The following is a 26,247-nucleotide window of genomic DNA, read 5'->3' on the forward strand; positions in this document are numbered from 1 at the left end:
GTCATCTTTTCTTTAAAAAAGCGTTAACTAATCGTCATAAAATTGCAGTATTTTGCTTGAAAAAAAAGCGGCGTTAGTACAATCTGAAATCGCTCATTGGTGAGTTAAAACAAGAGCATGATGATAGCAAAATAAACAATGGAGTCTAAAAATATGAAATATGCAGCTTTAGTGGCAGGTGCAGCATTGTTTTTAACGGCGAACGCCTTCTCCGCTGAGATTTTAACGAAAGAAGCCTTTAATAAGGTCCATACGCAATATACCAAAATCGGCACCATTTCCTCTACCGGCCAGACTGCGCCGAGCGATGCCCGTGAAGAGCTGATTAAAAAGGCCGATGAAAAAGGCGCGGACGTTATCGTGCTCTCTTCCGGTAATACCGATAAAAAACTGCACGTCTCCGCTAACATCTATAAGAAGAAGTAATTAATCTTATATCTCAAGAAACATTATCCTATTGTCCGGGTAATGTTTCTTGTTTGCCCAAAAAGTCTGTTTATTTTTAAACGGCGCCTGGTTTTTCCTGCCTGAATATCATTCGGTGATGCGCATTGTCGACTTCCTGCCTTAAGGCCGTTGTCACATCAAGGTCTTAGCTCTTTGCGTCAAGTACAATCCGCACGCTATACGCTATGCTTTAACGGAAACTGAAAACGTAGTTCGCTTATAAGGAAATCATCATGCGCTACAAACTTCTTGCTGTACTTCTCCCTTGCGCGCTGGCGCTCAGCGCCTGTACGACCGTCACCCCGGCCTATAAAGATAATGGTACCCGCAGCGGCCCCTGTGTCGAAGGCGGCCCTGACGACGTAGCGCAAAAATTCTATGACACTCAGATCCAGAACCGCACTCAGGATCCGGCGGCGCTGCGCCCCTATCTGAGCGACGGACTGGCGCAGTTACTCAATGACGCCCGCCAGGATCCGGCCAACAGCAAACTGCTGCAGGCTAACCCGTTCTCCAGCAGCAGCACCCCAGCAGACAGCGCCGTGGTCGCCAGCGCCTCCACCATCCCGAACCGTGATGCGCGCAATATTCCGCTGCGCGTCGAACTGAAACAGGGCACCCAGAGCTGGAAAGATGAAGTGCTGATGATCCAGGAAGGTCAGTGCTGGGCTGTCGATGACGTCCGCTATCTCGGCAACAACAGCCATGCGCCAGCCGGGACGCTGCGACAGAGTCTGGAGAAACGCTGATTCCGGAGTTGAAGCCACCCCGCTGAAACGATAACCCCGGTAAAATGTCGGTATTCGCCCCAGGAATGCCGACATTTGCGCCCCCCTCACCCACCAGGCCATATTTTGTGCTAACTTTAAAGCTAAACGTGGTTTAGATTTAACTTTTAACGCATAAATATTGCATAACTATTCTGCCAAAGGTAGTATTTGCGGCCTCAATAGCTATTCGTATCAGACTGCCCAGATGAGTATTAAACTAAACGGCATTAATTGCTTCTACGGCGCACACCAGGCGCTGTTCGACATCACGCTGGATTGCCCGCAGGGGGAAACGCTGGTGCTGCTCGGCCCCAGCGGTGCCGGGAAGAGCTCGCTGCTGCGCGTACTCAACCTGCTGGAGATGCCGCGGTCCGGTTCGTTATCCATCGCCGGCAACCAATTCGACTTCACCAAAGCGCCGTCCGATAAAGCGATTCGCGAGCTGCGTCAGAACGTCGGCATGGTCTTCCAGCAATACAACCTGTGGCCGCACCTGACGGTACAGCAGAACCTGATCGAAGCCCCCTGCCGCGTACTGGGGTTAAGCAAGGATCAGGCGCTGGCTCGCGCAGAGAAACTGCTGGAGCGTCTGCGTCTGAAGCCTTACAGCGATCGCTACCCGCTGCATTTATCCGGCGGCCAGCAGCAGCGTGTGGCTATCGCCCGCGCGCTGATGATGGAGCCGCAGGTCCTGCTGTTCGATGAGCCTACCGCGGCGCTTGACCCGGAAATCACGGCTCAGATCGTCAGCATCATTCGCGAGCTGGCTGAAACCGGCATCACCCAGGTTATCGTCACCCACGAAGTTGAAGTGGCGCGCAAGACGGCCAGCCGGGTGGTGTATATGGAAAATGGCCATATCGTCGAGCAAGGGGATGCCTCCTGCTTCACGCATCCGCAAACTGACGCGTTTAAAAACTATCTTTCACATTGATGTTTTTCGGGGAAATGACGATGAAAAAAGTACTGATTGCCGCCCTGCTCGCAGGCATGAGCCTCTCCGCTTCCGCCGCGCAGACCATTCGTTTCGCCACCGAGGCCTCCTACCCTCCGTTTGAGCTGGTGGACGCCAACAACCAGATCGTCGGTTTCGATGTCGATCTGGCGAACGCGCTGTGTAAAGAGATCGATGCCACTTGTACCTTTACCAACCAGGCCTTTGACAGCCTGATCCCGGGACTGAAATTCCGCCGTTTCGACGCGGTCATGGCCGGGATGGACATCACGCCGGAGCGTGAAAAGCAGGTGCTGTTCTCTACCCCGTATTATGACAACTCGGCGCTGTTCGTCGGTCAGCAGGGTAAGTTCACCAGCATTGACCAGCTGAAGGGCAAAAAAGTGGGCGTGCAGAATGGCACCACCCACCAGAAATTCATCACCGATAAACATCCGGAAATTACTACCGTTCCTTACGACAGCTACCAGAATGCGAAGCTGGACCTGCAGAACGGTCGTATTGACGCGGTCTTTGGCGATACCGCCGTGGTCACCGAATGGCTGAAGAGCAATCCGAAGCTGGCGGCCGTGGGCGACAAAGTGACCGACAAAGCCTATTTCGGCACCGGGCTGGGCATTGCCGTGCGTCAGGGCAACACCGATCTGCAGCAGAAATTTAACGCTGCGCTGGAAAAAGTGAAGAAAGACGGCACTTACCAGACCATCTATAACAAATGGTTCCAGAAGTAAGACTGAATGAACGAAATTTTTCCATTAGCAAGCGCCGCCGGGATGACCGTCGGCCTTGCCGTTTGCGCGCTCGTCATCGGCCTGGTCCTGGCGATGCTCTTTGCGGTACTGGAGTCAGTGAAATGGCGCCCGGTAGCCTGGCTTGCAACCGGCATTGTGACCATCCTGCGCGGACTACCGGAAATTCTGGTGGTGCTGTTTATCTATTTCGGCTCTTCCCAGCTGCTGCTGACGCTCTCTGACGGTTTCACCATCCCGCTCGGGTTCACGCAGATCCCGGTGCAGATGCAGATTGAGAACTTTGACGTCAGTCCGTTCCTCTGCGGGGCGATCGCCCTGTCGCTGCTGTATGCCGCCTACGCCTCGCAAACGCTGCGCGGCGCGCTGAAAGCCGTTCCGCAGGGCCAGTGGGAGTCCGGCCAGGCGCTGGGGCTGTCGAAAGCGGCCATATTCTTCCGTCTGGTGATGCCGCAGATGTGGCGCCATGCTCTGCCTGGCCTCGGTAACCAGTGGCTGGTGCTGCTGAAGGACACCGCGCTGGTGAGCCTGATCAGCGTCAACGATCTGATGCTGCAGACCAAAAGCATCGCCACCCGCACTCAGGAACCCTTTAACTGGTATATCATTGCGGCGGCAATCTATCTCGTCATCACCCTGTTGAGTCAATACATCCTTAAGCGGATTGACCAGCGTGCGACGCGCTTCGAACGGAGACCAGGCTGATGCTCGACTACTTACCCGAACTGCTGAAAGGGCTTCATACCAGCCTGACGCTGACCGTGGCGTCGATTATCGTGGCGCTGATCCTGTCGCTGATTTTTACCATTATCCTGACGCTGAAGACGCCGGGGCTGGTGTGGATAGTCCGCGGCTATATCACCCTGTTTACCGGTACGCCGCTGCTGGTGCAGATCTTCCTGATTTACTACGGCCCCGGACAGTTTCCTTCGCTGCAGGATTATCCGTGGCTGTGGCATCTTATCTCTGAACCGTGGCTGTGCGCTCTGATCGCCCTGTCGCTCAACAGCGCCGCCTACACCACTCAGTTGTTTTATGGCGCCATCCGGGCGATCCCCGACGGGCAATGGCAGTCGTGCAGCGCGCTGGGGATGAGTAAAAAGGATACCCTGGCGATCCTGCTGCCGTATGCCTTTAAGCGTGCGCTGTCGTCCTATTCCAACGAAGTGGTGCTGGTTTTCAAGAGTACCTCTCTGGCCTACACCATCACCCTGATGGAAGTAATGGGCCACGGCCAGCTGCTGTACGGACGCACCTACGACGTGATGGTGTTCGGCGCCGCCGGGATTATCTATCTCATCGTCAACGGACTGCTGACGCTGCTGATGCGCCTGGTGGAACGTAAAGCGCTGGCCTTCGAGCGACGTAACTAGCGCCTGAGCCTTATTGCATAAAAAGCAGACAACAAGACGGACAAGTCTAACACCTGTCCGTCTTTTTTTATGCCATTAAAAATATTTAATCATATTTATTGCATATAAATTCATTTAATGGCATTGTCACTCTATGCCGCAGACACGGCGAATAATCATAAGATTGACAGACGGGAGTTCCACGATGAAAAAGTTAGTTCTGGCTGCACTGCTCACCACGTTCACCTTCGGCGCTGCCGCCGCAGAGAAAATCAGCTTCGGCGTGTCCGCAACCTATCCGCCGTTTGAATCGATGGATGCCAATAATCAGATTGTTGGTTTCGATCTCGACCTGGCCAAAGCGCTGTGCAAACAAATGCAGGCAGAATGTACCTTTACCAACCACGCTTTTGACAGCCTGATCCCGGCACTGAAGTTCAAGAAATATGATGCGGTGATTTCCGGAATGGATATTACGCCGGAACGCAGCAAGCAGGTGGCCTTCACCGACCCGTACTACGCCAACTCGGCGCTGGTGATCGCCAAAAAAGACGCGTTCCATTCCTTCGATGACCTGAAAGGCAAACGGATCGGCATGGAAAACGGCACCACCCACCAGAAATATCTGCAGGATAAACATCCTGAGGTGAAGACCGTCGCCTATGACAGCTACCAGAATGCGATTATCGATCTGAAAAATGGCCGTATCGACGGCGTGTTCGGCGATACCGCAGTGGTCAACGAGTGGCTGAAAACCAACCCGCAGTTGGGCGCAGCCACGCCGAAAGTGACGGATCCGCAATACTTCGGCACCGGACTCGGCATTGCCGTGCGCCCGGATAACAAGGCGCTGCTGGAGAAACTGAACGCCGCGCTGAAAGCGATTAAGGCCGACGGTACCTACCAGAAAATCAGCAACCAATGGTTCCCGGAGTAAATTTTTTGCCGGGTGGCACTGCGCTTACCCGGCCTACTCTTTCCCCGTAGCCGGGTAAGGCGTATCCGCCATCCGGCAATGTCTTAAAGTGGCACGAAGAACCTGAACCGCGCCCCGCTTACCGACTCCACCAGTCTGATACCGCCCCCGTGCAACTCCAGCATTCGTTTCACAATCAGTAGCCCTAACCCGCCGCGATCCTCCCGCGATGCCTGGGTAGACAACGCCGACGGCCGCTGGAACAGATCGTCGCGCAGCGCGGCATCGACGCCCGTTCCGTTGTCGGCCACTTCCACCTGGAGCTGTTGATCCTCCTGCCAGACCGCCAGACGGATCTCCCCGCCGACGGGTGTATGCCGCATCGCGTTATCGAGCAGGTTGGTCACCACCCTCTCAATCATCGACACATCGGCGTTAATCAGCGGCAGCGGTCCCGGCACATCAATACGCAGGTTCACCTCGCGCGTGCGGGCAGTTAATTCAAACTTCTGCGCGACATCGGAGATCAGCTCCCCCATCGCAAAACGCTCGCGCTGCGGCTTAATGCTCCCGTGCTCCAGTCGCGCCAGCTCAAACAGCTGCTGCGAGAGATGGCGCACTTTGTTGCCCTGACGCAGGGCGATGGTGAGATATTGCCTGCGCTCCTCGGCGGTCAGCCGTTCATCCTTCAGCGTCAGCGTTTCCAGATACCCCAGCAGCGAGGTGAGCGGCGTACGCAAATCATGGGAGATATTGGCCACAAATTCGCGGCGCTGGCGGTCGCTGTCGGCCAGCCGATCCCACTGGCCGGCTATCTGCTGCGCAAGGTCAATAAAGCGATTCTCGAGCACCGCCACCTCGTTACCAGGCAGGGGCTCCGGCGTGCGGGCCGCCAGAGTTTTGATGGCGCTGATGCTGTCCTGGCCGCTCGCCGCGACCTGGGCGGTGAGCTGGCGGACCGGCCGGGTGACCCAGAACCATGCCAGCCCCCCTGTCAGAAGGCCAAACAGGGCCACCAGCAGCAGCGTCCACAGAACAATGCTCCACAGCGTTTTTTGCCAGGCGTCGGCCGCCAGCTGATTAAAGGTCTCTCCCTGCAAAATGATATACAGGTAGCCGCGCAGCTGCCCGTCGACGCGCAGCGGAGCGGCGCTGAAGACTTTTCGTCCGTCGAGACTACGTGGATCGTCGCCATACACCGGCGACGCACTGCCGGTGAGAAAAGCCTGCACTGGCGCCATATCGATACGCTGGCGCTGGATATGTCCCGGCGGCGCCGCATCGGCCAGCAGGTCGCCATCCGGCGACAGCAGATAGAGCTCCACGCTGGGGTTAAAGGTCATCAGGCGGTCGAACAACGACTTCAGGGTTTGCCGGTTGACCCCGCCGTGGGCGTCCAGCAGCGGCTCGCGGGCGACAATCTGCTGAGCCAGCCCGGCGGAGAGGCGCTGCACCATGGCGTTGCCATACTGCGCGCTGCTGTGTAACTGAACGGCGCATACCGCCGCCGCGCACAGCATCAGCAGGGAGACCACCACCAGCGCCAGCCGCTGGCTGAGGCTCAGGCGGCGGATCACGGGGCGACCTCTTGCGACATCGGGGCGAATTTATAGCCTTTACCCCAGACGGTAAGAATAATGTCCGGCTCCGCCGGGTCACGTTCGATTTTGCTGCGCAGGCGGTTGATATGGGTATTAACCGTGTGCTCATAGCCCTCGTGCTGATATCCCCAGACCTGCTCCAGCAGCGCCAGCCGCGAAAACACCTCACCGGGATGGCGGGCGAAGTAATAGAGCAGATCGAATTCGCGCGGCGTCAGGTCCACCACCTCGCCGCGCAGCTTCACTTCGCGCGACAGCGGATCGATGCTCAGGCCATGGCAGGACAGGCGCCCGGCGTCCATCAGCAGGTTCTGCCCCATCGCCTCCTGGCGACGAAACAGCGCTTTGACGCGGGCGATAAGCTCCAGCAGTGAAAAGGGCTTCGCCAGATAATCATCGGCGCCCATCTCCAGGCCCAGCACGCGGTGCATTTCGCTGGTGCGAGCGCTGATGATAATTACTGGCAGGTAGCGGGTCATCTGACGGATACGCCGGCAGATCTCCAGGCCATCGACGCCAGGCAGCATCAAATCAAGGATCACCGCATCCCAGACCTGCTTTTCCAGCTGGACAAGGGCCTGGTCGCCGTCGGCTTCATGCACAATCTGATAGCCCTCATCCTGAAGATTGAGCCGCAGCAGCGTGGCAATATCCTCGTCATCTTCCACCAGCAGAATGGTTTTGGCCATTAGATTCCCCCCACCAATAACAAAACATGCAGCGCCAAGCTTACCTGATTTCAGCGACGCAAAGCCTTCACATTTTGTTTAAACTTCGCGGACCAGCAGGGTCAGCACTTCGTAGTGCGCGGTGTGAGGGAACATATCAAACAGCTGGACCCGCTCGACGCGATAGCCGCGAAGACGGGCAATATCGGTCGCCATGGTGCGAGCGTTACAGCTGGAATAGATGATATAGGGCGGCGCCATGCGGCTTAAATAGTCGCACAGTTCGGCGCCAATGCCGCGACGCGGCGGGTTGACCAACACCAGCTGCGGGATATCGTCTTCATGAGTGGCGAACTGCGTCGAGTCCAGCGCCTGAAAATGCAGATTGCTGAGCCCCAGCTGCGCGGCTGACTGTCTGGCGCAGGCGATCGCTTCCGGGGCAATCTCGATACCGGTCAGGCGCATCGCCGGCGTCGCGCAGTGCAGGCCAAATCCCCCGACGCCGCAAAACAGATCCCACATATGCTGGACCGGCAGCGCGCGCACCCAGTCGCGGGCGGTGGCATACAGCCGACTGGCTACCGCCGGGTTGGTCTGAAAGAAACTTTGCGGGCGGATCCACAGCGGCACCTCATTAAAGACCTCCCCCAGCGCCTGCTGTTCGGTGAAGAAGATCTCCTGCTCGCCTTCCATGATTGCCATATGCACCGGCTGGATATTCGCCGTGATCACCTTGAGCTGCGGGAGCTGCGCCTGCAGCCACGGCAGCGCAGCGCGCAGCTGGGCCAGCTTGGCCTCTGAGCGCAGCACGAAGCGCAGCATCATCTCCCCCTGCTGGCTGGCGGTTAGCAGCAGATATTTCAGCTCCCCGCGCTTGCGCGCGACGTTATAGGGGGTTAACCCGGCGCGGGCGATAAAGGGCTTCAGGACGGCAAACACCGGCGCAAACTCGGCGGGATAGAGCGGGCAGTCGGTGAGATCCACCGGGGTGCCATCGCGATGCAGCATCCCCAGCAGCGGACGCTCAACGCTGCCGCTGACCACCATCTTGGCCTTGTTACGAAAGGCCGTCTCTGGCCCGCTGACCGGCTCGCCCCAGGCAGCGACCGGGATCGCCGCCAGCAGTGTGCGCAGATCGGCCATTTTATCGGCGAGCTGTTGCGGGACCGGCCGCTCCAGCCATTGACAGGAGCGGCAGCGGCCGGCGTCGTAGAGTGCGCAATGCATAATTGACCTTCAAAAATCCAGGGGCGGGGATTGTATCACCGTTATTGCAGGCGGAAAAACCGACGGCAGTTCGCCGGCACAAACAGCAGCGTCAGAACCAGCAGATCCGGCAGTTTTTGCATCACCAGCGAGTGGAAGATCTCCCGTTTGGATTCGCCGGGAATGCTGAACAGTTCCGGATACCCATAGCCCAGCGACGCCGCCCACAGGTAGCCGGCGGCGATAATCTGCGTCAGCAGATAGACCCAGCGCGCCCAGTTGCGCCCTTTCACCAGCGAGAAGGCACACCAGATTTCGACAAATACCAGCGCCAGGCTGCCGAGGAAGACCAGCGTCAGGTTCCAGGTCTGGACGCTGCGGTGTATGAATTCGTTCAGCCCCTGCAGACCCAACAGATTGAGGATCATCAGCAGGTCCAGAGCGCGGATCAAAATAATAGCAAAGGCCGCCACCTGCACCAGCGCAGGGACGTTAAGGCGGGCATGCGATGAGCGAGTTTTCGTAAACAATCCCAACGTAATGTCTTCCATGAAAACGGCGCCACAGGGTGGCGCCGACCGGAGGCTGCTGTACCGATTTTAGGTGGTTCAGCCTTGTCTTGCACGCTGGATATCGCGCACTCGCTGCTTTTCTGCGCGGGCCATCAAATACCAGGCGATAAAACCAACAATACCGACCACGCCAAGGATGAGCGTCGCCAGGGCGTTAATCTCCGGGTTGACCCCCATGCGCACGCTGGAGAAGACCAGCATCGGTAACGTCGTGGCCCCGGGACCGGAGACAAAGCTGGCGATCACCAGGTCATCCAGCGACAGCGTGAACGCCAGCAGCCAGCCGGAGATCACCGCTGGCATAATCATCGGCAGCGTGATGACGAAAAAGACCTTCAGCGGCGCGGCGCCCAGATCCATCGCCGCCTCTTCAATCGAGTGGTCCAGCTCACGCAGCCGCGAGGAGATCACCACCGCCACGTAGGCGGTACAGAAGGTGACGTGCGCCAGCCAGATGGTCAACATCCCGCGATCCGACGGCCAGCCAATGGCATGTCCCAGCGCCACGAACAGCAGCAGCAGCGAGAGACCGGTGATCACGTCCGGCATAACCAGCGGCGCGGTGATCATAAATGCGAAGCCATTAGACCCGCGAAAGCGTCCAAAGCGCACCATCACCACCGCGGCGATGGTACCGAGGATCGCCGCCGCCGTCGCCGCGCAGGCGGCGATGGTCAGGCTCAACCCTACCGCGCTCATCATCGCATCATCGTGGAACAGTTCGCTATACCAGCGCGTCGACCACCCGGCCCAGACCGTTACCAGCTTCGAGCTGTTGAACGAGTAGATCACCAGCATCAGCATCGGGGCATAGAGGAAGGTGAACCCGAGCACGAGGATCAGAATGCGCCACGGCGAGCGTACTACCGGCAAGTCGTTCATCCCTGCTCTCCCATCTGTTTTTGCTGGTGCTTGTGGAACCACATGATCGGCACGATCAGCAGCAGCAGCATGACAATCGCCACCGCCGAGGCGACCGGCCAGTCGCGGTTGTTAAAGAACTCCTGCCACAGCACGCGGCCAATCATGATGCTGTCCGGCCCGCCCAGCAGTTCCGGGATCACGAACTCCCCCACCGCCGGGATAAACACCAGCATCGAACCGGCAATAATGCCGCCTTTGGTGAGCGGGACGATCACCTGGAAGAAGGTCTTCAGCGGCCGGGCGCCGAGATCCAGCGAGGCCTCCACCAGCGAATAGTCGATGCGGGTCAGCGCGGTGTAGATCGGCAGCACCATAAACGGCAGATAGGCATACACAATACCGATATACACCGCCAGGTTGGTGTGCAGGATCTCCAGCGGTTGATCGATAACCCCTAACCACAGCAGGAAGTTATTCAACACGCCGTTGCTTTTCAGCAGCCCCATCCAGGCATAAACGCGGATTAAGAATGACGTCCACGACGGCAGGATCACCAGCAGCAGCAGAATATTGCGCGTCGACGGCTTGCTGTGCGCCACCGCCCAGGCCAGCGGATAGCCCAGCAGCAGGCAGCAGATCGTCGATATGCCCGCCACCTGCAGCGACTGGAGATAAGCTTCGAAATAGAGCGGATCGTCAGTCAACTGCAGGAAGTTGGCAAAGTTGAGGGTCAGCGTCAGCTGGCCATCCGCCCACTCCATCAGCTCGGTGTAGGGAGGGATCGCCCGCGCCATCTCGGCAAGACTTATCTTGAACACGATCAGGAACGGCAGCATGAACAACAGGATCAGCCACAGATAGGGCAGCGCAATCACCAGCTTGCGGCCATGCGCCATCTGCAGGCGCGCCGCCCACAGCCCGAAGCCGCCCGGTTTTTTCGCCCCTGACGGGGATTCAACGGTACTCATCGCCCTCTCCTTACACCGTCAGCACTACGCAGCTATCCGCATCCCAGCATAAACGCACCTCGTCACCCCAGGTGGGCGTTCCTTTCCGATGGCGGTGTTCATTCTGCAACTGGGCGCTGATCATCTGCCCGCTTTGCAGGCGCACATGATAGATAGAGAGATCCCCGAGATAGGCGATATGAATCACCTCGCCGACGGCAAAATTGTAGCCGTCCGCCGGTGGTTCATCGCACAGCATGATCTTCTCCGGGCGCAGCGCCACCCAGACCGGCACGTTGTCCACCACCGACGCGTCGGGGTCGACCTTCAGCGGGTGCACCAGTCCTGGCGAACTCAACACCAGGCCATCCTCCAGACGCTCCTTCACCAGCCCTTCAAAGACGTTCACCGAGCCGATGAACTCGGCGCTATAGCGGGTGGTCGGGTGCTCGTAAATCTCTTCCGGTTCGCCAATCTGCACAAACTTGCCGCGGTTCATGATGGCGATACGGCCCGCCATGGTCATCGCCTCTTCCTGGTCGTGAGTCACCATCACGCAGGTCACGCCAACGCGTTCGAGAATATCCACTACCTCCAGCTGCATGCGATCGCGCAGCTTTTTGTCCAGCGCGCCCATCGGCTCATCGAGTAGCAGCAGCTTCGGCCGTTTCGCCAGGCTACGCGCCAGCGCGACGCGCTGGCGCTGGCCGCCAGAGAGCTGGTGCGGCTTGCGTTTGGCATATTCCTGCATATGCACCAGAGCCAGCATCTCCTGCACCCGGGCGGTGATTTCCGCCTTAGGCAGACGATCCTGCTTCAGACCGAAGGCGATATTCTGCTCAACGGTCATATGGGGAAACAGGGCGTAGGACTGGAACATCATATTGATAGGCCGCTGATAGGGCGGCACCCGCGCCAGATCCACGCCGTCGAGCATAATCTGCCCGGCGGTCGGTTGTTCAAAGCCCGCCAGCATACGCAGCAGGGTCGATTTCCCGCAGCCTGATGCGCCCAGCAGAGCAAAAATTTCGCCTTTATAGATAGTGAGACTGACGTCGTCGACCGCGTGCTGGCCATCGAACGACTTGGTTAAGTTACGGATTTCCAGTAGCGGGGTCAGCGCTTTGGGGGCTTTCGCCTGTGGGCGGGGCATTACGTCGTTCAATCGGGTGCTCTCCGGCAAAAAAACGATCACCATATGGTCCGGTGCCATACTTCGTGCTTAACAGTGCAATTGCACCATCCTGGTGCTTCTGCTCGCCGGGCGCGCTGCCATTTCCCGGCGAGTGCAGATCTGATTCGGCCCGTGTTCGACGGGCCGTCAGAGATTATTTGCCGCTCTTCACTTTGGTCCACGCGCGAGTGCGCACGCGGTCAATCTTCGGATCCTGCACCTTCAGCGTGAACAGTTTGGCGAACACATCCGCTGGCGGATAAATCGCCGGGTTGTTACGGATCGTCTCGCTGACCAGCGGTGTGGAGGCCTTGTTGCCGTTGGCGTAGAACACCTGGTCGCTGATTTTAGCGATCACATCCGGGCGCATCAGATAGTTAAGGAACTGATAGGCTTCATCTTTATTCTTGGCGTCGGCCGGCATGGCAAAGACATCAAAGAACGCCAGCGCGCCTTCTTTCGGAATAAAGTAGGAGACGTTAACGCCGTTCTTCGCCTCTTTCGCGCGGTTGGCCGCCTGCCAGACATCCCCTGCCCAGCCGATCGCCACGCAGATGTCGCCGTTGGCAAGGTCATTAATATATTGCGAAGAGTGGAAGTAGCGAATGTTCGGCCGCAGCTTCAGCAGCAGATCGGTCGCCGGGCCGGTGTAATCATCCGCTTTGCTGCTGTTCGGATCCTTGCCGAGGTAGTTCAGCACGGTGGCGAAAATCTCTTCCGGCGCGTCGAGGAAGGAGACGCCGCAGCTTTTCAGTTTTTCAAGGTTCTCCGGCTTCAGCACCAGATCCCAGCTGTCCACCGGCGCATCTTTACCGAGGACGGCTTTCACCTTATCCACGTTGTAGCCAATGCCCGTCGTCGCCCACAGGTAAGGCATGGCGTATTTATTCTCAGGGTCATGCTTGGCGACCAGCTTCAACACTTCGGGATCAAGGTTCTTCCAGTTGGGCAGCTTGCTCTTGTCCAGCGGCTGGAACACGCCCGCCGCCAGCTGGCGCTCAAGGAAGCTTGCCGACGGTACCACCAGGTCGAAACCGGTGCTGCCGGCCATTAATTTGCCTTCCAGTACTTCGTTGGAATCAAAAACGTCATACACGACTTTAATCCCGGTCTCTTTTTCAAAATTCGCTACCGTGTCCGGCGCAATATAATCAGACCAGTTATAAACATGCAGGGTTTTTTGTTCGGCGGCGAGCGAACCGGCAGAGACGGCCATCAGCGCACCCGTAACCAGACCTGTTAACCATTTTTTACCAAAGGCGGTCATATCTCTTATCCTTCTCAACGCCCGTTAATTTACGGGCTCAAATATACGCATTTCAACGCATGCAAGAATCATGCATATTTTTTCATTGCCTGAGAAAAGGAGAGCGGATCTCTCCCGGAGTGGTTGCTCGCAACTGGAAGCATCGCCAGAATAACTGTAGCCAGAATAAGAGGCTATAGCCCAGGTAAAAAAACGCCTTTTATCAAATTTTTATGCAATAACGGTCTACGTGATAAGCCAAAACGGCCTGAATGGCGGTGAATAATGCTTTAAGAGAAGGATAAACGCAGAATAAAAGCGGGTAATACGCAGCCGCTGCGGTAGTGGCTGCGCTAATTTTAGGCAGGTTTAGTGAAGAAAATGGTATTGCACGTTTTCCGCCGCGGGCTCTTCTTCTTCGCCTTTGTACAGCAGCTGGTTGGCGCCGGCTTCGAGGATCACCATTGAGATCTGCTCTTCGCTTTGGCGGAAGAACCAGGCGAACTGCTCCATGGTCACCCCCGGGCCGATAGACAACGACTGACAGACCACCAGCTTGGGCAAGTTATCGTCCTGAATATCGATAAACGCCTTCACAGTTAACGAACTGGCGTTGATAGCCGAGAGATCCGCCGACAGCGCCAGCAGAGCGGACGGCTTCACCTCCGCGAGGGCGGAAAAGAGCACCACGTTGTCTACCAGGTCAATTTTGGCATCAAAAATACCGTCGAAATTCTGCATATGCGGCAGATGCAATGCCTGGCAGGAATCGCACTCAAAAAAGCTGATGCCGATCTCATCCAGCCAGCGGCGTAGCGTATCCAGACCTGGAACGACCAGTGAATCCATAGTGCCTGTGACCCCTTACAATGAAAAAACGACGCCATAGCTTACGCAAAAAAAGCGCCGCATACCATGACAGACTTGCATCCAGCGGCTAGCCGCCTATTTTCAAACAGAATTCCGGCGTCGCCTGGCGCTCGATCCAGGCGATCATCCGGCTGGCGATGTCCACGCCGGTGGTGGTTTCCACCCCTTCCAGCCCCGGCGAGGCATTCACCTCCATCACCAGCGGCCCGCGGGTGGCGCGTAAAATATCGACACCGGCGACATCGAGCCCAAGGGTTTGCGTCGCCTTGATGGCAATCGCCCGCTCCTCGTCGCTAATCTGCGCCACCGTGGCCATGCCGCCGCGGTGCAGGTTAGAACGAAAGTCGCCCTCTTTAGCCCGCCGTTCGATCGCCGCCACCACCTCATTGCCGACCACCAGGCAGCGAATATCGCAGCCTTTCGCCTCGGCAATATATTCCTGCACCAGAATATGCGCATTCAGCCCGCGAAAGGCGTCGATCACGCTCTCCGCCGCCTGACGGGTCTCCGCCAGCACCACGCCGATCCCCTGGGTGCCTTCCACCAGCTTCACCACCAGCGGTGCCCCGCCCACCATGGCGATCAGGTCGCTGGTGTCATCGGGGGAGTGAGCGATGCCGGTCAGCGGCAAATCGATACCCTGGCGCGCCAGCAGCTGCAGCGAGCGCAGCTTATCGCGAGCGCGGGTGATGGCGACCGACTCATTCAGCGGATAGCTTCCCAATAGTTCAAACTGACGCAAAGCCGCGGTGCCATAGTAGGTGATCGCCGAGCCAATCCGCGGGATCACCGCATCAAAATGCGGTAGCTGACGCCCTTTGTAGTGGATGGACGACGCCACCGGACTGACATTCATATAGCAGGAAAGCGGATCGAGGATCTCGACCTGATGCCCGCGCTGTTGCGCCGCTTCGCGCAGGCGTCGACATGAATAAAGCGTTCCATCCCGGGATAATATGGCAATTTTCATCCTGCACCTCTGCAAAAAGACCCGCTCTGGCGGGCCTCAGCTATCGAACACACTTTCACCTTTCCTGCGGCCGGCGGCGGAGATCACCTGGCCGGAGCAGCAGTGTACACGTAATCAGCGTGTTGCCCACCCCTGCTTATGCAGATAGTCGAGAATAAACGGACGACTCTCTTTCACGATAGTGCGACGGATATGATCGCTCCAGGTATCGCGGCGGGCGTTGCTGCCGCGCGACAGATAATAGTGCGCCAGCTGGTCGTCATAGTCCGCCAGCAGCGCGTTATCCAGCGGCTGATAGCGGTTCTCATACACCAGCATGGCGGCCGGCATCCGCGGCTTGATGTCCGGGTTATCCGCCGGCCAGCCAAGGCAAAGACCGAACAGCGGCAGGACGTGCTGCGGCAGCGCCAGCAGCTCGGTCACCGCCTCGATGCTATTACGCAACCCGCCGATATAGACGCCGCCCAGCCCGAGGGACTCGGCGGCAATCAGCGCGTTTTGCGCCAGCAGCGCCGTATCGACGACGCCGATCAGCAGCTGTTCAGCCAGCCCCAGCTGCGCCTGTGGGCAAATCTGCAGGTGGCGGTTAAAGTCGGCGCAGAAAACCCAAAACTCCGCCGCCTGGGCGACGTGCTGCTGGCCGCCGGTCAGCGGGACCAGTTGCTCACGCAGCGCGGGGTCGGTAATACGGATGATGGAGGTGCACTGTAAAAAACTCGAGGTAGATGCCGCTTGCGCGCTGGCGATAATCTCTGCGCGCTGTTCGTCGCTCACGGGGGCATCGGTGAAGTGGCGGATGGAACGATGGCTGCGCAGCAGCTCAATGGTCGGCGTCATTACGTTTTTCTCTGTCAGACAAGGATTCAGGCTTTGGAGAGTGCGTTAACTGCGGGGCCACGATCTGCGCCATCCGCCACATAACGACGATGGCGGCGGGGATCATCAGCACGATCCCGGCAAAGAGCATCACCAGCGCCGCGGTCGGGCTGGCAATGGGCGCAGGCAGCTGGACATACTGGTTAAGCGAGAGCCAGGCGAGGGTTAACAGCCCCATCCCGAGGATCTCAACCAGCAGAATGCTTTTCGGCAACGGGGCAAATTTTCGCATCACGCCTCTCCGGTTGATAAGCGCGGCGCATCAGACAATCTCACTACGCCGCCGGGTCAGTATACGGGTTTTGATAGTACGACATTTATCAAACATAGCCGTAAACCATCGAAGCAAAAGGCAGAACCTTCTTTCCCTCACCGGTCAATGCAGGCATCATAAGCGCCATTCGCCATCCGGCTGAGGTTTAAGGAGAGAAGCAATGTTTACCGTTATTTTTGGTCGTCCAGGCTGCCCTTACTGCGTTCGCGCCAAAGAGCTGGCAGAAAAACTGACCAACGAGCGTGATGATTTTAACTACCGTTACGTGGATATTCACGCCGAAGGCATCAGCAAAGCTGACCTGGAAAAGACCGTCGGCAAACCGGTTGAAACCGTGCCGCAGATCTTCGTCGACCAGAAACACATCGGCGGTTGCACCGATTTCGAAGCCTGGGCGAAAGAGAACCTTGGCCTGTTTGCCTGAGTCAATTTATTTGCTCGATGAGTGACTGCGCCAGGTATCAAGCCAGGCGCAGATAAACAAAAAGCACAACGCCCCGAGTGCGCACCAGAACACCGCGCTCAGTACCCACGCCATCTCCTGCCAGAACGTTCTGTGCGTCACGAAGAACAGCCGCATCGTCACCATACAGACCGGCGCCGCCAGCATCGCACCCAGCAAAGGACGCAGTACCCGCTGTCCGGGAGAGAGGCAGCTCGCCGCCGCCCCTGGCAGCAAAAAGAAGAGCAGGCCCAGCTCCGGGTTGCCGCTGGCGCGAAAGGCCCCTTTCATATGTAATAGCAGCGATAAGCACACCACAATGAACAGAACGAAGCCGCAGATAATACCGGCCCAACTACGCTCAGACTTCACCGTATCCTCCTGATGTTGCCTCTAACTCACGTCCACGTCGCCCAGTCAGATAAAGCATTTCGGCAATCCATGCCAATAACTCCCCTACCAGCCTAAAAACGATTGTCACTAGCCGCCGCATCCAGGAAGGATTAAACTAGCGGGTATATTTTTGCTGGTTATAACAGGGTGCCAGAATAGGTTCGCCACAACGCGAACGCCTGAGCAACCTTAGACCAAATAACCATTTCCTTCAACAACTTACTAGTAAATGAGAAGTTGGCTTTCGTGAATATAAACGTCGCAGATTTGTTAAACGGGAATTACATCCTGTTATTATTCGTTGTACTTGCATTAGGACTATGCCTGGGAAAACTGCGTCTCGGCTCAGTACAACTTGGTAATTCCATTGGCGTTTTAGTCGTTTCTCTCTTATTAGGTCAGCAGCATTTCGCGATTAACACTGATGCCCTTAATCTCGGCTTTATGCTGTTTATTTTTTGCGTCGGCGTGGAAGCCGGGCCCAACTTTTTTTCCATTTTTTTCCGCGACGGCAAAAACTACCTGATGCTGGCGCTGGTGATGGTCGGCAGCGCGATGCTGATCGCCACCGTGCTGGGCAAAGTGTTCGGCTGGGATATTGGTCTTACCGCCGGTATGCTGGCGGGCGCCATGACCTCCACCCCGGTGCTGGTGGGCGCGGGCGACACCCTGCGCCATTTCGGCCTGCCCAGCGATCAGCTGGCGCAGTCGCTTGACCATCTGAGCCTCGGCTATGCCCTGACCTACCTGGTCGGCCTGGTGAGTCTGATCGTCGGCGCCCGCTATATGCCCAAGCTGCAGCATCAGGATCTGCAGACCAGCGCCCAACAAATCGCCCGTGAGCGCGGCCTCGATACCGATTCAAAACGTAAAGTGTACCTGCCGGTGATCCGCGCCTACCGCGTTGGCCCGGAGCTGGTGGCCTGGGCGGATGGCAAAAATCTGCGCGAGCTGGGTATTTATCGCCAGACCGGCTGCTATATCGAACGCATCCGCCGCAACGGCATTCTGGCCAACCCGGACGGCGACGCGGTGCTGCAGATGGGCGACGATATTGCGCTGGTGGGTTATCCGGACGCGCACGCTCGCCTCGACCCGAGCTTCCGTAACGGCAAAGAGGTATTCGACCGCGATCTGCTCGACATGCGCATCGTCACCGAAGAGATTGTGGTCAAAAACCACAACGCCGTCGGCCGCCGCCTGGCGCAGCTGAAGCTCACCGACCACGGCTGCTTCTTAAACCGGGTGATCCGCAGCCAGATTGAAATGCCTATCGACGATAACGTGGTGCTGAACAAAGGCGACGTGCTGCAGGTCAGCGGCGATGCCCGCCGCGTAAAAACCGTGGCCGACCGCATCGGCTTTATCTCCATTCACAGCCAGGTGACCGACCTGCTGGCCTTCTGCGCCTTCTTTATCGTCGGCCTGATGATCGGCATGATCACCTTCCAGTTCAGCTCTTTTAGCTTCGGCATCGGCAACGCCGCCGGCCTGTTGTTCGCCGGCATTATGCTTGGCTTCCTGCGCGCCAACCACCCAACCTTCGGCTATATCCCGCAGGGGGCGCTGAACATGGTGAAAGAGTTTGGCCTGATGGTGTTTATGGCCGGGGTCGGACTTAGCGCCGGGGCCGGGATCAATAATGGTCTGGGCGCCGTCGGCGGTCAGATGCTGGCGGCAGGGCTTATTGTCAGCCTGTTGCCGGTGGTGATCTGCTTCCTGTTCGGCGCCTATGTGCTGCGCATGAACCGGGCGATGCTGTTTGGCGCCATGATGGGCGCCCGCACCTGCGCCCCGGCAATGGAGATCATCAGCGATACCGCGCGCAGCAACATTCCGGCGCTCGGCTACGCAGGCACCTACGCCATCGCCAACGTGCTGCTTACCCTTGCCGGGACGCTCATCGTGATCATCTGGCCAGGGCTACAATAAATTTTTGAGAAAAAAGCCGTCACAGGCAGAACTTTTTCTCAGGGCATCAGTCATAAGTAATGCCACTGCTTTTCTTTGATGTCCCCATTTTGTGGAGCCCATCAACCCCGCCACTTCGGTTCAAGGTTGATGGGTTTTTTGTTGCCTGAATTTTACGGCCTTTAAAATCATTGAGTTACAAACCTTCTTTTTAAGTCATGGCGACAAAGTGGCGACAGCCTCAAAGAGCCAGCGCAGCCTGGCCTGAATTTGTGGGGTGAGGCTGCACAGGATGGGCCTCTTTAGGTGTAGAAATTGAGCGAACAAAAGTCTCATGCGTTACGAACGTATGGCTGCAGTTGATATTCTGGCACTGGTTGTAACGTTCTTTGGTCATTGAAGAGACCTGGAAACTGCTGCGAGTATGGGCTGCACTTCCACATAATGGGCAAATCATCATTTTACGTCCCCGCCATTTTTGCTGAAATCGCAATAATGATACAACATTATTTCATTTTGTGAACTTTAAGTTCTCTTTTGAAAACCTCAGTCCATTACTAAATCATCAATTTTCACTTCCAGCTCGATGCTGGTCGTAAATCCACTATCCGGGTTTACCGCGTGCGTTAACGTCGTGATGGTCCATTCCGCATCATCAATGGGTTGTTTAAAGCCGGTGACCTTCACGGGCATTTCCGTATAGAGATCCGCGCGGCCCTCTGCCAGCTGCAGGGAAAATGACGCCACGCCGCGCTGTAGCCGCTCCCAGTTCATTTTTGCTGCGCGTTCCGCATTACTGCGGTTCGCATAGGTCCTGTTCAGTACCAGCACGTTCTCATCCGTCCCGATCAGGTAATCCCCCTGCTTTGCTTCTGGCTCTTTTGGCTTTGTCGTCTTCCGGCGGCGCTTCACTTTGGTGGTTTCTTTTTTCTCCGGTTCGCGCGTATGCAACCAGTGAGCAATCACCCCAGTGTACGCTCCCCTGTCCGCCAGGCTGAATCGATGACTGTCACCGTCCCGGCGGGTAATAGTGATGACCGGCAGTGCTTTACCGCTGGCCGTTTTCCCCTGCCCCTGCCGGATAAACAGCAGGTTACTGTCCTTAACCGAAGCAATCGCGCCATACTGCCGCGCCAGCTTCATCAAAAAGCTGGCATCGCTTTCGTTGGTCTGGTCCAGGTGATCCAGCATCTGCTCCGCTACATCTTTGCCGATAGCAACCTTCAGGTTGTGTCGCGTAGCAATCTCCTTCACAACCTCGCCCACCGTCGTTTTGTGCCAGGACTTTTCACGCCGTACATTCAGCGTCTCCCTGAAATCAGCGCTGCGGGCACGGATTGTCAGTCGGTCCGGGCTGCCGCTATGTTCGATCTCATCAACGGTAAACTTCCCTTTTGAAAACAGCGGCGCGCCTTTCCATCCCAGCGCCAGAGAAATCACCGCGCCACGACGCGGCATAATTACCAGACCGTCCGCATCGTCCAGCTCCAGATCAAGCTGGTCAGCTTCGAATCCGCGGTTGTCGGTCAGCGTCATACCCAGCAGGCGCTTTTCCAGCGTCTGCGTGGCATCCTTACCCTCAATCACGATGCGAAAGGCCGGGGTCTTGCTGAGGTTGAGTAAATCAGTCATCTCGCTCACTGTAATAACCCTCCTACCGTGGTTCTGATATTCCCTACCGCTGCCGCTGCGGAGTCCTGCAGGCTGCTAAGCTGGTCACTCAGGCTGCCGAACATTTCGGACAGCGACTCATCAACACGTTTCAGCCCCAGCGAAAATTCTATTTTTCTCGCTTCACCGCTAGCGAAAAACTCTGTTTTCGTCTGGCTCAGGTTTTCAATCACGTACATACCGTAGATAGTCCCGCCGCCCTCGATTAGCGGCCAGGCCTTTCCCTGCTCCGCCATCAGCTCCAGCGCCAGCAACGACAACCTGCCGCCGGTCACTTCCGGAATGAGGACGCCGGAGAGCGTCAACTGATCGTTATCTGGCCCCAAAAACTGCGTTGTCGGACGGCGATTAACGCGGTTGTTGGTCACATGCCGCCAGTTCCGTTGATACTGCAGTTGCTGATAGGGAACCGTGCGCAGCTGAAACACAAACAAGCCCAGGACCATCATCATGAATCGTACCCCCCTTGATCGCTGAAGTTGCTTCGGGCCTTAGCCCTCATGCGGCGCTCACGCTCATCAAGCTGTCGCGCAACCTCCCGCGCAATATCCTGCGGACTCTGCCCTGGTTGCACTTGGATAATAATTTGTGCCTGGGTTTCAAACTGGAATACCGGCCGCGAGCCTGCCGGTTTTTCTGCTGCCGGGCGATAGGAGGCTGCCGACAGGCTCATTGGATGAAGCGGCGCGGCCTCTGCGGGCATAGCTCCCCCCATCATTCCGGCGACAACTGACGCCAGCGCTGCCGTCCTCCGGCGACTGGTCACATAGGCCGGACCGTTAATCAGCTCCGGGCCATTCTCGCCAGCAATGCCCACCTGCCCGCGTGGAATATAGCCGCCGCTGTCATACATCCCCGCGAAAAATCCGCCTGCGCCTTTTTGCTGGGGTGCGCCTGGCGTTTTGTCTCCGCCGGTCATCCAGTCCGGCAGGTAGCTTTTCACCGATGCCAGCTTGCTCTTGAGCGTTTCCCACTTCTCATTGATACCGCTCAGGATGCCGTCAATTATCGCGCCGCCCACCGCTTTAAACTTCGCAGGCAGCGCGGCAACATCACTCAGAATTTCATCCCATTTGCTGCTGATGGTCTGCTTAATCACAGCCCATACCCTGGATACCCCGGATGAGATGGCATCCCACATTGCTTTGAATTTTGGCCCCAGCGTTTCCCAGTTCTGCCAGATATAAATGGCCCCCATCGCAATCAGGCCAATTATCGCCAGAATGGGGTTAGCCATCATCAACCTGCCCAGCCACAGGACCGCCTGTCCTGCACCGCCGATGACTTGCTTAATCAGACCAAAAGCGGAGGCAAACTTAATCCCCAGCCCCCCAGCACTCACCCGCACTACCGCCATCGGCCCCAGAATAGATGCCAGCGCCAGCGACAACACGCCCGCAGCGGTAGCGACAACAGCAAACACCGCCGCAATTTTAAATAGCGCAGCCGTCAGTTGCGGGTGCCGCTTAACAAACCCATCCAGAGCGGACGCCAGATTACCCAGCCAGTCCGCAATGTTTTTCAGTACCGGCGCGACAGTTTCGCCGATGCTCGCCATGGCGTTGGTAAAGGAGCCGCCAGCGGCTTCCCATTTGTTGCCCAGGGTATTAAGAGACGCATCGACGCGCTCGCGCAGGGTTGCCTGGTTTTCCAGTTTTGCGACGGTTTCACGATAGCCCGCTATCCCTTTTGTGATCATGATGTTCAGTGCCTGCAGGGTTTCCGCGTCATCACCAAAAAGAGCTGCTTTGACAGCCTGTTTTTTTCCATCGTCAGTGATTTGATTCAGCTTATCCAGTTGCTTATACAGGTTTTCCAGCCCCGCAAACTGGCCTTTACTATTCTGAAAACTTAGCTTTATCCCCGTTCCAGCCAGCTCATCATTCGCCTTACTGATTTTTTTATTGTTCAGCGTGGCCTGGAAAATCTTGCGATAGGCGTTACCTGCAGACTCTCCCGTCATTGACGCCTGATCAGCCATAACCAGCAGCGGCGCGAATGTTTTTGCGGCATCCAGGCCTTGCTGCTTGATAATGTCCATCGCGGCGCTGATTTTTGAAAAACCCTGCAACATATTCCCCGGGTCAACGCCCGCGTAATAACCCCGCTGGATCACGTCCATCAGGCTCATCATGTCCTTTTCGGTGGTCTGCGTGGCGTCCTGCAGTTTCGCGGCAAATTCTGCCGCATCCGTCGGGGCCATTTGCAGTTGCACGCCGAGGTACGCCGCCGACTCACCCAGCCCGCCCAGGATGACCTGCGCAGACATGCCCTGGCGGCGTAACATGGTCATCATGTTTTGAAAGTCTGCCGTGGTGCCGGGCAGCCGGTCACCCAAGGCGATCGCCAGCTTGTTTAGCTTCGCAAACTCCGGCGCCACCTTTCCGCCCGGCCCCATCATAGAGCCTGCCAGCTGGTTAGCCGCGTTCTCTGATTCCGAGTAGGCGCGAATGGGCGCCAGCAACGTCGCGCCCGTTGTCACCCCGGCGGCCATCATCCCGGCCCCGTTCCCCGCCAGGCTGTTACGCACGTCGCGCATCTTGTCAGCTTTGGCCCTGACTGCATTCAGCTTACGCTGGCGCTCGCCCACGTCCCGCAGCCGTCGTTCCTGCTCTGCCAGCTGCTTGTTATAGCGGTCCGTTTCGCGGGTAATACGGGCTGTTTCACGGGCACCGCCGCCCGCAGATATGCCGAGGCGGTACAGCTCCGCCCTGGCCGCCGCCATCTGCCGCGTTTCCTGCCCCTGCTTTTGCTCCAGACGTGACACGGCCCGCCATTGCGTTTCAAGCGCCGCCGTCTGCTTTTTCGTGGGGGATTCCAGGGCTGACATTTCACGGGTCATCATCTGCGCACGCAGCCGCGCCTGGTCCAGTTCGTTACTGGTCCGGCTCAGGCTCTGTGACAGCTGATCGAAGGATTTTAACTGGCCCCCTGCATCGTTCAGCCGTTTAAGCTGTTCGCGGGTCTGCCGGACGGCGGAGGCCAGCTCCTTAGAGCCAGCCTGCGCAACTTTTAAAGGGCGGGTGAGTTTATCAACCGCATTCAGAACCACCTGCAGACGCAGGTTTTTATCACTCATCGCTGGCCCCGCTTCGCATTATCGCTCTGTGCCGCCACTCCAGCACTTCTGTAAGCGGCATAACGTCAGTGACGGACGGCGGCCAGTGAAAGATCGTGGCGATATCCGCCACCAGGTCATCTACCATCAGGCTGTCGGCAAATCGGCAAACGCCGACTTCGGCAACAAAAAAAGGACAACCTCGATCGACATCGCGGCCAGGTCTGCCGGGTCAAGGTCCGCCATTTCCTGCGGGGTCAGCGTCGGTGTGGAGATGCGGGGGATCACGGTCATCATAGAGGCCACGTCCATCTCCATCACCGCCTGCAGTCGCGTACCGCGCAGCGCGCCGGATTGCGGCTTACGCAGCACAATTTCCGTAATCGTGGTATCACCGCGCGTGATCGGGCTATCCAGCTTCACCGTTGCTTCTGTTTTCTCACTCATGTTCTTTTCCTGTTATGGGGTGGCTGGCGTGGCATCCCGCGCCAGTGCTGCATTAAAGGCCGATGGCGTTTCGGTGCTCTTCCATCAGGTCAACGCCGTCAACAATTTCAATCATGTTGATCACATCGACCTCATAGAGCACTTCGCCGTTAATGGTCAGCTTCGCGTAACTGTTAACGCTGCTGACTTTGGTGGTATTGCTCTCGCCGGTTTTCCACTCGCCGGAATCCACCTCTTTGTGGCGTCCGCGCACAACCAACTCAACGGCCTGCACCTCGCCGGTGTCATCGCGCTGGATAGAGCCGGTGAAGCGCATCTGCACCCCGTCAACCGTGGCCTTGCCCATCTGTTTAAAAAGCAGCGCCTCAGTGCCGCCGATGGTCATTTCCGTATCCAGTGCCCCATCATCCAGCCCCAGATCGATACCCGCGGAACCGGGCATGCCGCCGCCGCGATAGTTCTCCAACTTGCGGGAAAATTTCGGCAGGGTGACGGATTCGGCAATGCCCATCCAGCTGTTACCGGCGTTGAAGATGTTCAGGTGTTTTAGTTTGCGTGGTAAGGCCATGGGTCCCCCTTATGCGCTTACGCGGGTGGTGAAATCCACCAGGTAACGGTCAGTGATGCGCTGGCGCAGCATCAGATTTTCCAGCGGCGGCACTGGCGTATAGTCGTAGTCGATCCAGAGCTTCCCGGCTTTCAGACTGTCTTTGTCGTTAACGCTGTCATCAATCCAGCAATCACCGCCGATGAGGTAGCCCTGATTCACCAGGCTGCGCATTTTGGCGCGGATACCTTCGATAATGTCGCGGGCCAGCGACGGGTTAAGCGGCATATCCACCGCCCACATATGGCCCTCCGCCATGGTGTCAGCCAGTACCTGCGCGGTGCGGGTGTAGTTTTCAAACTGGAACAACGGATCATCACTGAGGCAGCGGGAACCCCAAAAGCGGAAACCATCCTTGCGGATCAACGTGGTGACGTCGTTTTGGTTCAGCAGCCCGGCATCGGTTGCCGGGTCCTGCAGGTCCCAGAACACATCCGCAGATAAGCCGGTTACGCCGTTGACGCCCACGTTAGACAGGGTTTTGTGCCAGCCGGTCTGCTCGTCGATTTTGGCGCGCAGGCCAAGGGCGCGGGCGGTGGCGTAGGCGGTCGCATCCGCCTGCAGCACCGTGTCAAAGTTGATGAAGTCAGGCCAGATAAGCATCCCTTCACGCTGGCTGAAGTTGTCGCGGTAGGCGATCGCATCCTCCACCGTCTTACAGCCGTATGCCGACATATAGGCAAAGGCCCGCAGACTCTGCGCCACGCTCAGCAGCTCAGTGGATACGGCCTGCGTATCATGTCCCGGCACGCCGAGAATGCGCGGCTTCACGCCCAGCTGCGACTGCGCCGAAAGTAACGCCTTCATGCCGGTTTTCTTGCCGTCCGCGGTCACGCCGCCGATGATGTTTGCGGATGTTTCCGCTTCGGTTTCGCCCTGGGCAACGCGCACCACTACGGTGACGGGTTTTGCCTGGTCTGCGATAGCGTCCAGTGAGCGGGCCAGCGTGCCGGACTCGCCCGCTTTACCGCTGGCAGTCAGTACATCGGTAAGCAATACCGGCTTATTGAGCGGGAACATGGAGGCATCGGCATCATCGCCGGTGCACACCATGCCCACGATCGCCGTGCTCACCGTCGTGATAGAGCGGGTGCCGTCGTTAACTTCTACAACGCGCACGCCGTGATGATAGTCTTGCGCCATGGAATGAATCTCCTGTTTAGGGGTTCACCCATGGTATGGAAATCATTCACCGCAAGCCGTTGATGCCAGTTGTACCGTGGTTGATACAACCGCAGGCAGAAAAAAAGCCCCGTTACGG

30 protein-coding genes are annotated in these 26,247 nt (G+C 57.4%); 9 read left to right on the forward strand and 21 right to left on the reverse strand.

Annotated elements, in window-relative coordinates:
- Window positions 1-153: 153 nt before the first annotated feature.
- The 7 genes from yahO to artJ all read left to right on the forward strand — a co-directional run bounded on the left by yahO (window position 154) and on the right by artJ (window position 5,210).
- Window positions 154-426 carry a DUF1471 family periplasmic protein YahO gene (yahO, locus tag HMPREF3142_RS26705; RefSeq protein ID WP_008805825.1) on the forward strand — a complete coding sequence of 91 codons (273 nt, stop codon included), beginning with the start codon at window positions 154-156 and terminating at the stop codon, window positions 424-426.
- A gap of 254 nt (window positions 427-680) precedes the next feature.
- On the forward strand, window positions 681-1,196 hold the full coding sequence (locus HMPREF3142_RS26710) for a lipoprotein (protein WP_012968629.1): 516 nt from the start codon (window positions 681-683) through the stop codon (window positions 1,194-1,196).
- 226 nt (window positions 1,197-1,422) lie between these two features.
- A complete protein-coding gene (gene artP, locus HMPREF3142_RS26715) occupies window positions 1,423-2,151 on the forward strand; it encodes an arginine ABC transporter ATP-binding protein ArtP (RefSeq protein WP_012968630.1) in 729 nt (242 codons plus the stop codon).
- A 20-nt stretch (window positions 2,152-2,171) separates the two neighbouring features.
- Entirely contained in the window at window positions 2,172-2,903 is a 732-nt protein-coding gene (gene artI, locus HMPREF3142_RS26720) for an arginine ABC transporter substrate-binding protein ArtI (RefSeq protein ID WP_002896390.1), read from the forward strand.
- Window positions 2,904-2,909: 6 nt separating this feature from the next.
- Window positions 2,910-3,626 carry an arginine ABC transporter permease ArtQ gene (artQ, locus tag HMPREF3142_RS26725; protein ID WP_002896386.1) on the forward strand — a complete coding sequence of 239 codons (717 nt, stop codon included), beginning with the start codon at window positions 2,910-2,912 and terminating at the stop codon, window positions 3,624-3,626.
- On the forward strand, window positions 3,626-4,294 hold the full coding sequence (gene artM, locus HMPREF3142_RS26730; protein ID WP_008805822.1) for an arginine ABC transporter permease ArtM: 669 nt from the start codon (window positions 3,626-3,628) through the stop codon (window positions 4,292-4,294). Before artQ ends, artM begins: the two co-directional genes overlap by 1 nt.
- A gap of 184 nt (window positions 4,295-4,478) precedes the next feature.
- Entirely contained in the window at window positions 4,479-5,210 is a 732-nt protein-coding gene (artJ, locus tag HMPREF3142_RS26735) for an arginine ABC transporter substrate-binding protein ArtJ (protein WP_008805821.1), read from the forward strand.
- Between the two features lie 83 nt (window positions 5,211-5,293).
- On the opposite strand, the gene HMPREF3142_RS26740 is transcribed toward artJ, so the two are convergent.
- The 12 genes from HMPREF3142_RS26740 to HMPREF3142_RS26795 form a co-directional block, all read right to left on the reverse strand.
- A complete protein-coding gene (locus HMPREF3142_RS26740) occupies window positions 5,294-6,766 on the reverse strand; it encodes a sensor histidine kinase (protein WP_012542344.1) in 1,473 nt (490 codons plus the stop codon).
- Window positions 6,763-7,479, reverse strand: a complete 717-nt coding sequence (locus HMPREF3142_RS26745) for a response regulator transcription factor (protein WP_012542345.1) — start codon at window positions 7,477-7,479, stop codon at window positions 6,763-6,765. The genes HMPREF3142_RS26740 and HMPREF3142_RS26745 overlap by 4 nt, the downstream gene beginning before the upstream one ends.
- Window positions 7,480-7,557: 78 nt before the next feature.
- Complete coding sequence (gene rlmC, locus HMPREF3142_RS26750) at window positions 7,558-8,685, reverse strand: 23S rRNA (uracil(747)-C(5))-methyltransferase RlmC (protein ID WP_012968632.1); 1,128 nt, start codon at window positions 8,683-8,685, stop codon at window positions 7,558-7,560.
- 41 nt (window positions 8,686-8,726) lie between these two features.
- Window positions 8,727-9,215, reverse strand: coding sequence for a YbjO family protein (locus tag HMPREF3142_RS26755; protein ID WP_008805817.1), 489 nt, complete (start codon window positions 9,213-9,215; stop codon window positions 8,727-8,729).
- Window positions 9,216-9,272: 57 nt separating this feature from the next.
- The gene (gene potI, locus HMPREF3142_RS26760; protein WP_002896372.1) at window positions 9,273-10,118 is read right to left on the reverse strand and encodes a putrescine ABC transporter permease PotI; all 846 of its coding nucleotides are present in this window, start codon (window positions 10,116-10,118) and stop codon (window positions 9,273-9,275) included.
- On the reverse strand, window positions 10,115-11,068 hold the full coding sequence (gene potH, locus HMPREF3142_RS26765) for a putrescine ABC transporter permease PotH (protein ID WP_008805816.1): 954 nt from the start codon (window positions 11,066-11,068) through the stop codon (window positions 10,115-10,117). The genes potI and potH overlap by 4 nt, the downstream gene beginning before the upstream one ends.
- Before the next feature lie 10 nt (window positions 11,069-11,078).
- Window positions 11,079-12,212 carry a putrescine ABC transporter ATP-binding subunit PotG gene (gene potG / locus HMPREF3142_RS26770; RefSeq protein WP_012542348.1) on the reverse strand — a complete coding sequence of 378 codons (1,134 nt, stop codon included), beginning with the start codon at window positions 12,210-12,212 and terminating at the stop codon, window positions 11,079-11,081.
- Between the two features lie 163 nt (window positions 12,213-12,375).
- Window positions 12,376-13,488 carry a spermidine/putrescine ABC transporter substrate-binding protein PotF gene (gene potF, locus HMPREF3142_RS26775; RefSeq protein WP_002896368.1) on the reverse strand — a complete coding sequence of 371 codons (1,113 nt, stop codon included), beginning with the start codon at window positions 13,486-13,488 and terminating at the stop codon, window positions 12,376-12,378.
- 348 nt (window positions 13,489-13,836) lie between these two features.
- The gene (locus tag HMPREF3142_RS26780) at window positions 13,837-14,316 is read right to left on the reverse strand and encodes a type III secretion system chaperone family protein (protein ID WP_002896365.1); all 480 of its coding nucleotides are present in this window, start codon (window positions 14,314-14,316) and stop codon (window positions 13,837-13,839) included.
- 88 nt (window positions 14,317-14,404) lie between these two features.
- Window positions 14,405-15,307 (reverse strand): 30S ribosomal protein S6--L-glutamate ligase, encoded by a 903-nt coding sequence (gene rimK / locus HMPREF3142_RS26785; RefSeq protein WP_012542349.1) that lies wholly within the window; start codon window positions 15,305-15,307, stop codon window positions 14,405-14,407.
- Window positions 15,308-15,421: 114 nt separating this feature from the next.
- Entirely contained in the window at window positions 15,422-16,144 is a 723-nt protein-coding gene (nfsA, locus tag HMPREF3142_RS26790) for a nitroreductase NfsA (protein WP_012968634.1), read from the reverse strand.
- Window positions 16,128-16,415, reverse strand: a complete 288-nt coding sequence (locus HMPREF3142_RS26795) for a YbjC family protein (protein ID WP_008805812.1) — start codon at window positions 16,413-16,415, stop codon at window positions 16,128-16,130. Before HMPREF3142_RS26795 ends, nfsA begins: the two co-directional genes overlap by 17 nt.
- A 202-nt stretch (window positions 16,416-16,617) precedes the next feature.
- Between HMPREF3142_RS26795 and HMPREF3142_RS26800 the strand changes: the two genes are divergently transcribed.
- On the forward strand, window positions 16,618-16,881 hold the full coding sequence (locus HMPREF3142_RS26800) for a GrxA family glutaredoxin (RefSeq protein WP_002896352.1): 264 nt from the start codon (window positions 16,618-16,620) through the stop codon (window positions 16,879-16,881).
- A 6-nt stretch (window positions 16,882-16,887) separates the two neighbouring features.
- On the opposite strand, the gene ybjM is transcribed toward HMPREF3142_RS26800, so the two are convergent.
- Complete coding sequence (gene ybjM / locus HMPREF3142_RS26805; RefSeq protein WP_008805811.1) at window positions 16,888-17,271, reverse strand: inner membrane protein YbjM; 384 nt, start codon at window positions 17,269-17,271, stop codon at window positions 16,888-16,890.
- 267 nt (window positions 17,272-17,538) lie between these two features.
- On the opposite strand from ybjM, the gene HMPREF3142_RS26810 reads away from it, so the two are divergent.
- Window positions 17,539-19,224: an aspartate:alanine antiporter gene (locus HMPREF3142_RS26810; RefSeq protein WP_008805810.1), complete on the forward strand. Its 1,686-nt coding sequence runs from the start codon at window positions 17,539-17,541 to the stop codon at window positions 19,222-19,224.
- 220 nt (window positions 19,225-19,444) lie between these two features.
- Here the strand turns inward: HMPREF3142_RS26810 and HMPREF3142_RS28775 are convergent, their stop codons facing one another.
- From HMPREF3142_RS28775 to HMPREF3142_RS26845, 8 genes are all read right to left on the reverse strand, one after another.
- Window positions 19,445-19,663 carry an ogr/Delta-like zinc finger family protein gene (locus tag HMPREF3142_RS28775; RefSeq protein WP_004223962.1) on the reverse strand — a complete coding sequence of 73 codons (219 nt, stop codon included), beginning with the start codon at window positions 19,661-19,663 and terminating at the stop codon, window positions 19,445-19,447.
- Between the two features lie 86 nt (window positions 19,664-19,749).
- Window positions 19,750-20,835: a phage late control D family protein gene (locus tag HMPREF3142_RS26815; protein ID WP_263440768.1), complete on the reverse strand. Its 1,086-nt coding sequence runs from the start codon at window positions 20,833-20,835 to the stop codon at window positions 19,750-19,752.
- Window positions 20,836-20,840: 5 nt separating this feature from the next.
- Window positions 20,841-21,326, reverse strand: coding sequence for a phage tail protein (locus HMPREF3142_RS26820; protein ID WP_070612925.1), 486 nt, complete (start codon window positions 21,324-21,326; stop codon window positions 20,841-20,843).
- A complete protein-coding gene (locus HMPREF3142_RS26825; protein ID WP_070612927.1) occupies window positions 21,323-23,953 on the reverse strand; it encodes a phage tail tape measure protein in 2,631 nt (876 codons plus the stop codon). The genes HMPREF3142_RS26820 and HMPREF3142_RS26825 overlap by 4 nt, the downstream gene beginning before the upstream one ends.
- The gene (locus HMPREF3142_RS26830) at window positions 23,946-24,065 is read right to left on the reverse strand and encodes a GpE family phage tail protein (RefSeq protein ID WP_002896220.1); all 120 of its coding nucleotides are present in this window, start codon (window positions 24,063-24,065) and stop codon (window positions 23,946-23,948) included. Before HMPREF3142_RS26830 ends, HMPREF3142_RS26825 begins: the two co-directional genes overlap by 8 nt.
- Before the next feature lie 14 nt (window positions 24,066-24,079).
- The gene (locus HMPREF3142_RS26835; protein WP_032736256.1) at window positions 24,080-24,379 is read right to left on the reverse strand and encodes a phage tail assembly protein; all 300 of its coding nucleotides are present in this window, start codon (window positions 24,377-24,379) and stop codon (window positions 24,080-24,082) included.
- A 52-nt stretch (window positions 24,380-24,431) separates the two neighbouring features.
- Complete coding sequence (locus tag HMPREF3142_RS26840) at window positions 24,432-24,947, reverse strand: phage major tail tube protein (protein WP_070612929.1); 516 nt, start codon at window positions 24,945-24,947, stop codon at window positions 24,432-24,434.
- Between the two features lie 9 nt (window positions 24,948-24,956).
- Window positions 24,957-26,129 (reverse strand): phage tail sheath protein, encoded by a 1,173-nt coding sequence (locus HMPREF3142_RS26845; protein WP_070612932.1) that lies wholly within the window; start codon window positions 26,127-26,129, stop codon window positions 24,957-24,959.
- Window positions 26,130-26,247 lie beyond the last annotated feature (118 nt).

This window comes from Klebsiella sp. HMSC16C06 (assembly GCF_001808325.1).
GTDB classification, from domain to species: Bacteria; Pseudomonadota; Gammaproteobacteria; order Enterobacterales; family Enterobacteriaceae; genus Klebsiella; species Klebsiella variicola.